Genomic DNA, 11,740 nt, shown 5'->3' on the forward strand with positions numbered 1-11,740 from the left:
TCCCCATAATAATCAAACAAGTTAATAGTAATCCCATCAGCTCTACTATCCGCAGTCGTAATCTGTCCATTTGGTGGAGCTCTTCGGGCTGGACCAGCTTTTACATTATTTTCTTGAACACTGCTTAATGCATAATCAGAAAAGCTATCTGTATCAAATTGAAGAGTGACTTCCCCATCTTCCAATGTCGATTTTTTTATTTCTACTTCTTCAATCTTGTCATTAACAAAATGAATCATCTTCAATTTCTTTTTACTTTCTATATCTTTATTAGTATAAGAAAGTGTTACTGATACATTATTATCAGGTTCAATCTCTTTATTATCATTGATAAGAGAAATATCAAATAAATCAAAGGTTTCTATTTCATATTTCTTTGTACTTGTCTTCTTCTTATCAAGCCAATCTTCTACTTGAGAAATCTTCTTTTCATAATTATTTTGTTTATCCGAATACTTCTTAATTGTTACTTTGGTACCTTCAGGAATGTTGGCGTCATCATTGAAGGTAACAGTCACTTTGACATCATCAGTTGATGCTTCAAGTGGAGCAGATTCTTTTTTCTTTTCTTCAGTCTTGTTTTCACTTGTTTCTTCTGACTTCTTATCTTGTGATTCTTCAGTAGTCACTTCCTCTGCACTGACAACTGTCTGATTCTTCATAGTTAACATGCTGCTAAAGAGCATGGCTAATAAAACCACGAGTACTATCGTCGCCCTTTTCTTATTCATATTGTTACCCCCATACTTCTTTTCAATTATTCGTGACAGAAGATGCCACAGACAGATTATATGAACAATAATAAATGGCATCTTTGAAATTTAATTAAGTGTGTATTTATCAACATTATTTTGATGGATGAAACGCTTTTGTTTTAATTTTCACTTTTATTTTATTTAAGAAAAAATAATTGTAAATAGAGTGACTTTTATTTGACTAACGATTTTAAGAAAAGAGAATCATTTTTACATCAGTGTGACTTTTTGTAAAAAATGGGATTATTTTGATAAATAAAAAAGACAGGATTACTCCTGTCTCTATGATAATTGCAAAATATTAATAAGTAAGATCCAGCTCATTCCATAGTATGTCACCACTGCAACAAGGTCATTGATGGTTGTGATCAATGGACCAGAGGCAACAGCTGGGTCGATGTTGATCTTCTTGAAGAACATTGGAATAAGTGTACCAACGGCACTTGATATTAACATAGCTGCAAATAATGAAATACCGATGCATCCTGATACTGAGAAAGCGAAGAGCCATGCTCTTGCTTTAAAGAAATGAATGTAAAGTCCAATGAAGATAAATGATAATGAGCCAAGCATGGCACCATTACATAATCCGACTTTCATTTCTTTTAAGACAAGCTTTACTTTATCACCGGCAGTAAGCTTCTCATTGACAAGTACTCTGATTGTTACCGCAAGAGATTGTGTACCGACGTTTCCGGCCATGTCTAGAATCAGTGACTGGAAGGCCATGATGATTGTCAATTGGGCAATGATCTTTTCAAAGATGCCAACGACACTTGATACAATCATCCCTAATCCTAATAGGATCATAAGCCAAGGCAAACGTTTTCTGATACTTAATGCCAATGGTTCTTTTAAGTCATCTTCGGCAGTTAAACCGGCGAATCTCGCGTAGTCTTCTCCCATTTCGTCATCTACTACTTCGATTAATCCCTGAGATGTGATAACACCTAATAGCTTATTAGAGTTATCCAATACTGGAATGGAATCTTCTGAGTAGTCTTTTAATTCTTCAATACATTCATCAATGGATTCACTTGCATAGACATATGGGAATGCTGTCATGATGAGATCTTCTAGATCATCTGTCTTTCTTGCGATGATGAGATCCTTTAAATCAATGGCACCATAGAATGTATTGTTTTCATCTACTACAAAAATAATAGAAATATTATCATTCTCTTCAGCCTGTGTCACAAGTTCTTTCATGGCCTGTGGTACAGTCAGGTTTTCTCTGATCACAATATAGTTAGTTGTCATACGACTACCAATTTCATCATCATCAAAGGCAGAGACCATCTGGATTTCTTTTCTGATTTCTGGATTGAGGAAGTCAATCAGGAAATCTTTTTTATCTTTGTCTAATTCTTTTAAGATAAATGAAGCTGTATCAGGTTCTAATTCAGAAATGACATCTGCGACTTTACGTATATCCATTTCATTGAAATATCTTACTGCTTCATCTTCATCTAGATATTCAAAGAAGTCTGCCAGCATTGTCACTGTTGCAATGCGATAGAGTTTCTTTCTGTCTTTTACATCTAGATATTGCATGGCTTGTGCAATATCGTTTTCATGATAATCTTCTAGCTGTTCCCTAATGATCTTAGGTGTCTTATTACTTGTAATAATAGCTTTTATTTCTTGTATAAGTTCTTCTCTATTCATTTGTCTCCTCCTATATTTTCTTTTATAAGAGCAGATCGCATATCATTATCAATGAAAACAAACAAATAGATCAATAAAAGCAAATAGATGTGGCTGCATTAATCATGTCGTTTGCATACATTGGTAGATATATCTTCTGCGCTCGACCATCAGGATCATAATTATCACTATTTCTCATGCAACCACCTTCTTTCTCTCATATGTAGTTAGTATAACATAGTATTTTTTTTGTGTCACGACTCTACCTTGTAGTCATTGCATCTTTAAATGCCTGACTTTCACTTTTAATGAGTTCACTCATACATGTAAGTAGTTCTTTTCTTTTTGAAGCAGGCAATTTCTTTGATTCCATTATAATCATGGATAGATTTTTGAGCTTCTTTTCCTTGAAATCCCCTATTGTCTTATGACCAGTTGCTTCTATTAATGAGAAGGTTGTATTGACTACTTCTTTTCTTGTATTATCATCAATATCTTCTAGCCAGCTTCCTAGCCCAATGCTAAAGAGTGTGCTTAACTTGCTTAAGCTTGCTCTTTGAAATTGATGACTTTCTGTCTGCCAGGTAAATGCATCATGTTGAAAGAGACCTAAGGCATCACTCTTGATCACAATGGCTTCCTTTTCATAAGAAAGCATCAGCCCTACCGCTGCCATGTCTGGCACAATGTGAATAATGCGTGACTTAAGTTCTTCATACTCTTTTGATTGAAGCACTTCATGACGAAAACCAGGTCCATCATGGGAATAGACATTCTTGATTCTCTTCTTGATATCTTGATCACAATAGGTGGCACCATATACTGCAAGATGACCGCCTTTAGAATGTCCTCCTACGAGGATATCCTTATCTGAATAATAATGACCTACTCTATTTATATAAGATACAGCTGCCTTTTGGCTTTCTGTATCGGACATGGAACTTAGAAGAAAATCTTCTTTCCACCCTACTACACTTTGATCTGTTCCTCTAAATGCGATAAAGATGAAATGATCAAAAAGAAAAGTGATGGCAGAAAACTGCTTGTTTGTTTCTTCTTCTATCTCATTAATATAATGGGACAATTTCATTGATGAAAAGCGTCCCCCCAGCAACATATCTTTAAAAAGAAGCGGTGCTCTTTTGGTAAAGGTTGCTTCTTCTTCGATCTCTTCTCTATTATGATGAAGAAAGAACTCGTCATTAACATCCTGTAATGAAATTGATGATGATTCTACGATCTTCTCAAAATCAATATAGGCTAGTTCAGATAAAATCAGACTATCCACTTCATTGAACTTTGAAATAGTAAATGGTACATCATTACGCCATGATAAATAATCTAGAATGTTCATAAAATCACTCCCTTACAAATATAGTATCACAAATAAAATGAAACAAACGAAAAAAGAAACCCTATGACAGGGTTTCTTCAAGCAGTGAAGCAATGGCTTTCGCCATGCGGTTCATGGCGTCCTGAATATGATTTCCAGGATTCATTTCAAAGTCTGTCTTGATTCCTTTTTCTTTGTAGTAAGAAACAAGAGATGCCGTATGCTCTTCCACTGTTTTCAATAAAGCATGTCTTGTACGTGCTTCTTTGTCTCCAAGTGAGAAGTAGATATAATCTGGTTCTACTTTAAGTTCATGGTCTTTGACATATTCTAAAAAGTTAGGGAACCAGAAAGATCCCGATGCACTCGCAATACGTGAGAAGATATCAGTGTGATATAAGGCGTAGATTGAAAAGAGTCCTGCCAATGAGTATCCTGCAAGGGCCTTGTATGTTGGTTTGTTTTCAAGATGAGACAAGGCCCAAGGCATAATCTCATTTAATAATGTCTCAAGATATAGATCGGCCTTGCCGCTGCATCCATGATCTCCTTTAAAAAGCGGTGGTGCTATCCATGGTGACATGTCTGCGTCCCAATCGAGATGAGCGATAACCAATAATGAGAAAGGCTGTGACGTCTTTTCTTTTATAGCTTCATAGATTGGTTCGTTTTCTTCAAAGACATGAAGTACGATTAATGGGGCATCCTTTTCACTTGATGGATAAAGGGTAATATGTTTGTCTTTAATATGAGTCGTATACATTTTTATTTCTCCTTCAATTGAAGATAATCATGCATATCTTCAAAATACAAATTGTAATACATTTTCTTGGCTGCTTTAGAACTTTCTAAATAAATCTTATCTGCTCTTTCTTGTGATTGTGTAATAAGCCATTGACAGATTGCTCTGCCGTATCCGTGGTGGCGGTATTCTTTTTTACAGTAGACATTCATCAGATAAGCACATTTACCTGAAGGATTATCTGGTGAAGGCATTTCTTCATAGAAACAGACGCCCCCGCAACATACTGCTTTATCGTCAAGAAATCCTACGACTGCAATATGTGTATCATCCTTTAAATGAGTCTTATAGTATTCTTTATTGGCATCTTTTAACTCTTCTGTTTCTTCTTGATGAAATACATGTTTAAGAACTTCCATTCTTAATTCTAAAAGCATGTCTAGATCTTCTAAGCTCATTTTTTTAATCACAAGTTCCATTTTTATCTCCTTTCAATATGAGGCAATCTTTCTGTGTCTACTTTTCCATTTGGGGTGAGTGGCATATCTTCTATTTCAATAATATATTCTGGAATCATATAGTCTGTAAGATAGTCTTTTAGATAATCTTTGATTCCATCTAGAGTGGCTCCTTCTTCTTTGACAATATAAGCAATCATATAGGAAAGATTGTTCTTGTCTTTTTTAGCATCAACATAAACTTGTCTTATATCATCTGAATTGGCCATCACATTTTCTACTTCAGAAATCTCTACTCGTTTTCCATAAATCATAATCTGAGAATCTTTACGATGAAGAAAAGCGATATCCCCAGATGGCAGTTCATATCCTAAATCTCCACTTCTATATAGTCTTTTTCCTTTATAATTAATAAAAGCCTTATTTTCTTCTTTACGATTTCCAATATAGCCATTGGATACACCTTTTCCTGCAATGCAGATTTCTCCTGTTTCACCTTTGTTTACTGGTTGAAGATCATCTAAAAGAAAGACTTCTACATTTAAGACAGGCTTTCCTACGGGATAAGTCCCATCTTCAAGAACTTCACCCTTAGAGCAGTTATAATAAGTGGCACATACTGTTGTTTCAGTTGGTCCATAGGTATTATAGACTGTAACTTTATCGACAAGATGATCACAATATGATCCTCTTAGTACGTCTCCTCCACTGATCAGTAATCTTAAACTTGATGGCAACTCATCTAATTCATTGATTTCTTGAATAAGATAAGGGAAACCGCTCATGATTGTAATATGATGTTTTTCTACAAACTTCATTGTATGTGCTACATCTTTATGATCTTCATCAATAATGGCTAAAGTTATACCATTAATCAATGAGGCAAAAACTTCTTCTACAAAGATATCAAAGGAACAAACTGAATACTGCAGCATGACATCATCTAAAGTAAGATTAAATTCATTAGCAAAAGCTTGACTGTAATGAATGACATTATGATGAGCCACGGATATTCCTTTTGGTGTTCCGGTTGTTCCTGAAGTATAAAGAACATAGGCTTCACTTTGGCTAGTAGATTCATTCATGACTTCTTTATCTTCTATCATAAATCCTTCATCTACAATAACAGTATCTTTATGAGTTAAATTCTGATATTGACTATTTGCAATAATAACATCAGCTTGTGATTCTTCCATCATGTAGTAGATTCTTTCTTTAGGAAAGAATGGTTCTACAGGAACATAGCCTGCTCCTTTTTTTAGTACGGCTAATATTGACGCAATCATTTCTACAGAATGATTCATAATGATTCCTACTCTATCTACTCTATGAGGTAGCCTTGAGGCAATAGTGTTAGCTAATAAGACAAGTTCATTCCAAGTTAATTCTCTGTTTTTATCCTTAATTGCAATATGATCAGGATATTGTTTTCTATTTAATTCAATGTAATCAATGATGGACTGCATATTGATCTCCTATCTGTACCATTTTTCATGAGATTTGATTCAGTAAAAAAACAATCTAGGTTACTATGCATATGCGCATTTTAACATGATTGTCTTCTTTTTCAAAATGATACAATAATAAATCAAAAACAATGACAGTCTACAAGATGATCATTGACCATCCCAATTGATTGCATAAATGAGTAAGTGATAATAGGCCCCACATAGACAATTCCTCGTTTCTTTAGATCTTTAGAAAGAGCCTGCGAAATTTCTGATTGAGTCGGTACTTCTTCTAAATGATGCCAATGGCCTACAATCTGTTCACCATCTATAAATGACCAAAGGTATTTATCAAAACTTCCATATTCTTCTTGAATACGTAACACTGCTAATGCGTTCTTTCTTACGCCAAAGATCTTATTGCGATTACGAATGAGACCTTTATTTGTTAATAATGCTTCTAGTTCTTCATCGCTCATCTTGGCACACTTTTCGATATTGAAATCATGAAATGCTTTTTTATAGGCTTCTCTTTTATGAAGGATAATACTCCATGATAAGCCTACGCTTGCGCCTTCAAGACAAAGCATTTCAAATTGAAACTGATCATCATGATTGATCTTGCACCATTCATGATCATGATAATCTTCCAATAACACATCTCCCATTGCCCATGACTGACAGACATCCAATTGTTTCATATGTTCTCCTTATGTTCGCTCATATAGCGTTCTATTTTTTTTCGTAAGCTTTCCTTTCAGTATGAGGATGTTCCACATCAAAACTGGTTTTGAAGCTTACAGACTTTCTCTTTGTTTTTTCAAGATAATGATGAAGCTCTTCATCATTAACAAAGATCTTATAAGATATTCTACCACGAGATTAAAATTCATATATGCTACATGCTTACCTATTCATATAATCAATGGAATATGATTATTAAGACAATCACGTGTATACAGTAATAGTGTTATTTTTTATCTGTTGTCAATAAAACATCTTCTAGCAAGATGTTTCTTTATGCATTAATTTATAGACAAGTGGAGAAAAGAACGGATTCACTATGGAATAGTAATCTTCTTTACTCATTGATGATGTAGATAGTATTTCATAGAGGACACCTTGTTCTTCTACTTTACAATGCTGCTGTCTAAAGCCGTTCTTATTATAGAATGATAATCGTCTTATACGTTCTTTATAATTAAAGGCATCCTTTTGATCTGTATCTTCAATAAGCAAGACAAATATGCTTGTAGGATACTTCTCCTTAATAGCATCAAGTATTTTACTTCCATATCCGCATCCTCTATATTCTGAAGATACTGCTAAGTAGAAGATATAGACATATTTTCCTTTAATGACAGTATAGACAAGTCCTACGAACTGATCATTATCTATCGCCCCGTAAAATTGTCCTTTCCCTCTTTTTTCTTTATATCTCAAAAATAAAAATGGTACGCGTTCTTCTTTAGGAAAAGCATTTCTATAGAGTGTCTTTATTTCTTTTTTATTTGACTTTCTTTCTAGTTTTAACATGATAATCTCCTTCTTTGTCATCATATCATCTTGAAGAGAAGAATCAATAAAGAAAAGACATCACGAGGATGTCTTTTCTAATCAATTGATGAACCATTAGAAGAAATAACTTCTTTCATCCAATAATATGATTTTTTAGGAGTTCTTTTTAGCGATCCTTCACCTTTATCGTTCATGTCTACATAAATAAAACCATATCTTTTTTTCATTTCTCCAGTTGATAATGAAACAAGATCAATCGGTGCCCACATCGTATATCCGATACAGTCTACACCATCTTCATTGATGGCATCTCTCATAGCTTTAAAATGATCTTTTAGATATTCGATACGATAATCATCTTCAACATATCCATTTTCATCTGCCTGATCAACAACACCTAACCCATTTTCTACGATGAAAAGTGGCTTTTGAATACGATCATAGATTGTATTCATGACATGACGCAATCCTAAAGGATCAATTGGCCATCCCCAAGGTGTAGTTTCTAGATAAGGATTTATGCTTCCCCCAACATTAAACCATGGATCACCAGCCTGGGTAATATTTGATCGATAGTAAGAAAAAGATACAAAATCCAGCTGTCCTCTTTTTAATATGTCTTTATCTTCATCGCTAATTTCAAGATGATCAAATCCGTGATGCTTCCAAATCTGTTTAGCATAAGAAGGATAATATCCCCTTGCCATAATATCAATGAAATACCAGTTCTCTCTTCTTTCTAATAAAGCATGGAAGACATCTTCACTTTTACATGATGCTGGATAAAGTTCACTCATGGCATACATTGTTCCAAACTTTGCATCGGGCATCATTTCATGACCTAGTATAACCGCTTTAGCGCTTGCGACAAACATATGATGTGCTGCTAGATAACGTACATGACCATCACTTTTTCTTGTACCACATGGACCAAAGCCTTTAACTGCATTGATTTCATTGAATGTTAACCAGTACTTGCAATCTTGTCCAAAATGTTCAAATAGAGTTTTACAGTATTTAAGATAACAATCAATGAGATAACGTGATGACCATCCATCATATTTTAAAGCAAGGTTCATGGGCATTTCATCATGACAGATTGTGATCAAAGGTTCCATTCCATATTTCTTGAGCTCATTAATCACATTTCTATAAAATGATAGCCCCTCTTTATTTGGCTGCTCTTCTTCTCCATTAGGATAGATTCTACTCCAACAGATTGAAAAACGATAGACATTAAATCCCATACCTGCCATTAATGCAATATCTTCTTTATAATGATGATAAAAATCTACAGCTTTATGACTAGGATAATAGGCATCTTCAAGAAAGACAGGTTCAGCTTCTGGTGGTACTTCATCTGCATAGAAGAATGAGCTTCTTGGATAAATTAAAGTACCATCTGGCATTTTCATTGTATGGTGTCTTGGTTCTTCAAGTGAACCATCTGTTTCATAATCATGAGAGAGAAGTCCCCTCCCGCCCTCATCGAAGCCTCCTTCTACCTGGAAATCAGCACTTGCACCGCCCCATAAGAATCCTTTTGGAAATGTATTCATCATTTATACCTCCTTATTGATATTATCTCCTTGTTTTACTTTTCCTGATGATTTTAAAGCAATATCTTTTTTATTAGTTACAACGAGCATCGTTGTTAAATCATAGCCTTCTTGTTTAATTAAATCTCGATCAACCTTTATAATTGGCTGTCCAGCTAATACGTGATCTCCTTGTTTAGCTAAGACATTGAACCCTTTTCCTTTTAGATTGACTGTATCAATTCCAATATGTACAAGCAGTTCTGTACCATCATTTGTAGTAATGCCAAAGGCATGTCCAGTTGGAAATAGAACACTTAATACTCCATTGGCTGGTGATGTTATAAAGTCATTTTCTAAATGGAAGGCTACACCTTCACCTAATGCAGGCCTATTTTAAACAAGAATGATCATTAATAGAACATAAACAAACAATGAGAAGATCATTGTTAAAGAACTCATCATGGCACAAAGCTTTTCTTGTGCTTTAAGTTCTGTCGCAAAAATAATAGTAGCCCCTGCAATTGGTGCAAAGATGGCAATGATCAATGTTTTCTTTAGTAATGGATCAAGTGGAAGAATCATGAATAATCCAGTAAATACTAAAGATAAGAATAAACGAGATACAAAGATCTTGAACATGCCTTTACTAAATGCTTTATCAATAACAAACTCTAATTGAAGTCCAACCATGAACATCATCAAGAACATATTGGCACTTGCTGCAGGAGAAATAAGTGTAATAAATATTTTAGGTAATGTGATATGAAAGATTGATAAAAGCAACAATACAAAATATGTATCTACTGGTATGGCACTTAATAATCTTTTAATGATTGCTTTTATATCTGTCTTATTAGAAGCATCAAGTACACTTGATGCATAAGCGGCACTGCCACCAAGGCAGATAATGGAATTTCCAATATCAAACATAGCCAGATAACCAATAGCAGTGGATGGCAGAAAAGTAAGACAGAAAGGAATTGCAAGATTACCAATAGAAAAGCCTGAACAGTTTAATATGTAGGATGCCTGTGCCTCGCGTGTTTGCTTATGCCCTGTAATATATTTACCAAAGAACATGGCGATAATGTTTGTAACTAATCCTATAAATAATGCGATAATCATCCAATAGGAAAATGTAGCGCCATTGAAACCAACAATCAATGCACAAGGCAGTGTAAATGTCATGACTATATTTCCAATGAAGTTCCCATCACCTGATACGAGTTTCATCTTCTTGCTCATATATCCTAATATGATACATACAAAAAAACTACATGCTGTTAAAATAACATCAAACATGATCCTCACCTCACCTTTATTATAATAAACATGATAACTGCTTCTAAGAAAAACAAGACAGTTATAAAAAGTCATTATTTTGTCATTTATGTTCTATTTGATATAATGAGCATGCAAAGATAAAAACGCAATGTACATGTACTAGAGTCGGTAGGTAGCCCGTCCGTCCCATCTTTATAATGGGGTAAGTAACCCTCCCTCCTTGGGTTGTCCATTCTTTGTATTTTCTAAATAAGGAGGAATACAAAGTGCAGACAAGATGTAAACTGACAGTGTTTTTTGAATCTCCCTTTTGGGTAGGTATCTTTGAACGTATTGAAGATGAACAATTGACGGTCTCTAAAATCACCTTTGGTAGTGAACCGAAAGATAATGAAATCTATGATTTTATTATTCATCGTTTTCATACTTTACGATTTAGTTCACCTGTTGATGTCAAAGAGAAGAAGAAAGTCATCAATCCTAAACGTAGAATACGACTTGTAAAAAAACAGATGAAAAATGCTGGTGTGGGAACAAAATCTCAGATGGCTTTAAAGAAGCAGTTTGAAGAAAATAAGCTTCAGCATCGTCAAGAGAAAAAGAAGTTAACTCATATGAAGAAGCAACATCAGTTTGAATTGAAGAAACTTAAAAAGAAACAGAAACACAAGGGACATTAACTCTACACAAAAAGCGATCATGATTATACATGATCGCTTTTACAGGCTGTTGACAAAATGGACATTTTGTCGACGGCCTTTTTTGTATCTTGTTTTGTTTACATCAATTTGACCATATATCAGGCAAAAAGGTGGGATATCCTCCCTAGAGGACTCCCACCAGCTTCTTAACTTCATCACTCTGGTGCTCAAAGTAATGATGGTAATGTAAAGATAACCAATTCGGGTGGTTAGAATTTGGCCAATATTGGCCAGATCTGATCATTCGATTTGTTATCTTTTTTCATTTATACTATGACTTCTACAAAGCATACAGGAGGTCATAGTAATGGAA

The 11,740-nt window shown here is 34.5% G+C and carries 11 protein-coding genes and 1 pseudogene; 1 reads left to right on the forward strand and 11 read right to left on the reverse strand.

All coding sequences use genetic code 11. From position 1 onward, the window contains the following. The 11 genes and pseudogenes from J6L95_RS01560 to J6L95_RS01605 all read right to left on the reverse strand — a co-directional run. Positions 1-731: hypothetical protein (locus J6L95_RS01560; RefSeq protein ID WP_287457878.1), on the reverse strand; the 731-nt coding region annotated here is incomplete at its 3' end. Positions 732-1,037: 306 nt separating this feature from the next. After that, positions 1,038-2,423, reverse strand: coding sequence for a magnesium transporter (gene mgtE, locus J6L95_RS01565; RefSeq protein ID WP_287457880.1), 1,386 nt, complete (start codon positions 2,421-2,423; stop codon positions 1,038-1,040). A gap of 241 nt (positions 2,424-2,664) precedes the next feature. Next, a complete protein-coding gene (locus tag J6L95_RS01570; protein WP_287457882.1) occupies positions 2,665-3,756 on the reverse strand; it encodes an Mbeg1-like protein in 1,092 nt (363 codons plus the stop codon). Positions 3,757-3,817: 61 nt separating this feature from the next. After that, a complete protein-coding gene (locus J6L95_RS01575) occupies positions 3,818-4,498 on the reverse strand; it encodes an alpha/beta hydrolase (RefSeq protein WP_287457884.1) in 681 nt (226 codons plus the stop codon). Positions 4,499-4,500: 2 nt separating this feature from the next. Further along, entirely contained in the window at positions 4,501-4,956 is a 456-nt protein-coding gene (locus tag J6L95_RS01580) for a GNAT family N-acetyltransferase (protein WP_287457886.1), read from the reverse strand. 2 nt (positions 4,957-4,958) lie between these two features. Next, on the reverse strand, positions 4,959-6,401 hold the full coding sequence (locus tag J6L95_RS01585) for an amino acid adenylation domain-containing protein (protein WP_029070383.1): 1,443 nt from the start codon (positions 6,399-6,401) through the stop codon (positions 4,959-4,961). A 122-nt stretch (positions 6,402-6,523) separates the two neighbouring features. Beyond that, on the reverse strand, positions 6,524-7,084 hold the full coding sequence (locus tag J6L95_RS01590) for a DNA-3-methyladenine glycosylase I (RefSeq protein ID WP_287457889.1): 561 nt from the start codon (positions 7,082-7,084) through the stop codon (positions 6,524-6,526). A 301-nt stretch (positions 7,085-7,385) separates the two neighbouring features. After that, a complete protein-coding gene (locus J6L95_RS01595) occupies positions 7,386-7,919 on the reverse strand; it encodes a GNAT family N-acetyltransferase (RefSeq protein WP_287457891.1) in 534 nt (177 codons plus the stop codon). A gap of 77 nt (positions 7,920-7,996) precedes the next feature. After that, positions 7,997-9,460, reverse strand: a complete 1,464-nt coding sequence (locus tag J6L95_RS01600) for a glycoside hydrolase family 1 protein (RefSeq protein ID WP_287457897.1) — start codon at positions 9,458-9,460, stop codon at positions 7,997-7,999. A gap of 3 nt (positions 9,461-9,463) precedes the next feature. Next, positions 9,464-9,814, reverse strand: a pseudogene (locus J6L95_RS10875) (PTS sugar transporter subunit IIA); the annotation flags it as partial. 21 nt (positions 9,815-9,835) lie between these two features. Next, positions 9,836-10,744 carry an AEC family transporter gene (locus J6L95_RS01605; protein WP_287457893.1) on the reverse strand — a complete coding sequence of 303 codons (909 nt, stop codon included), beginning with the start codon at positions 10,742-10,744 and terminating at the stop codon, positions 9,836-9,838. A 248-nt stretch (positions 10,745-10,992) separates the two neighbouring features. Here J6L95_RS01605 and J6L95_RS01610 point away from each other — a divergent pair, with 248 nt between their 5' ends. Further along, the gene (locus J6L95_RS01610; protein ID WP_287457894.1) at positions 10,993-11,406 is read left to right on the forward strand and encodes a YjdF family protein; all 414 of its coding nucleotides are present in this window, start codon (positions 10,993-10,995) and stop codon (positions 11,404-11,406) included. Positions 11,407-11,740 lie beyond the last annotated feature (334 nt).

The sequence above is a fragment of the Kandleria sp. genome, assembly GCF_017934775.1.
Lineage (GTDB): Bacteria > Bacillota_I > Bacilli_A > Erysipelotrichales > Coprobacillaceae > Kandleria > Kandleria vitulina.

What these genes read in the sequence shown, in the direction of transcription:
- J6L95_RS01580 (WP_287457886.1), bottom strand. Translation starts at nt 4,956, where the DNA reads ATGGAACTTGTGATTAAAAAAATGAGCTTAGAAGATCTAGACATGCTT.
- J6L95_RS01605 (WP_287457893.1), bottom strand. Translation starts at nt 10,744, where the DNA reads ATGTTTGATGTTATTTTAACAGCATGTAGTTTTTTTGTATGTATCATA.
- J6L95_RS01570 (WP_287457882.1), bottom strand. Translation starts at nt 3,756, where the DNA reads ATGAACATTCTAGATTATTTATCATGGCGTAATGATGTACCATTTACT.
- J6L95_RS01595 (WP_287457891.1), bottom strand. Translation starts at nt 7,919, where the DNA reads ATGTTAAAACTAGAAAGAAAGTCAAATAAAAAAGAAATAAAGACACTC.
- mgtE (WP_287457880.1), bottom strand. Translation starts at nt 2,423, where the DNA reads ATGAATAGAGAAGAACTTATACAAGAAATAAAAGCTATTATTACAAGT.
- J6L95_RS01600 (WP_287457897.1), bottom strand. Translation starts at nt 9,460, where the DNA reads ATGAATACATTTCCAAAAGGATTCTTATGGGGCGGTGCAAGTGCTGAT.
- J6L95_RS01590 (WP_287457889.1), bottom strand. Translation starts at nt 7,084, where the DNA reads ATGAAACAATTGGATGTCTGTCAGTCATGGGCAATGGGAGATGTGTTA.
- J6L95_RS01575 (WP_287457884.1), bottom strand. Translation starts at nt 4,498, where the DNA reads ATGTATACGACTCATATTAAAGACAAACATATTACCCTTTATCCATCA.
- J6L95_RS01585 (WP_029070383.1), bottom strand. Translation starts at nt 6,401, where the DNA reads ATGCAGTCCATCATTGATTACATTGAATTAAATAGAAAACAATATCCT.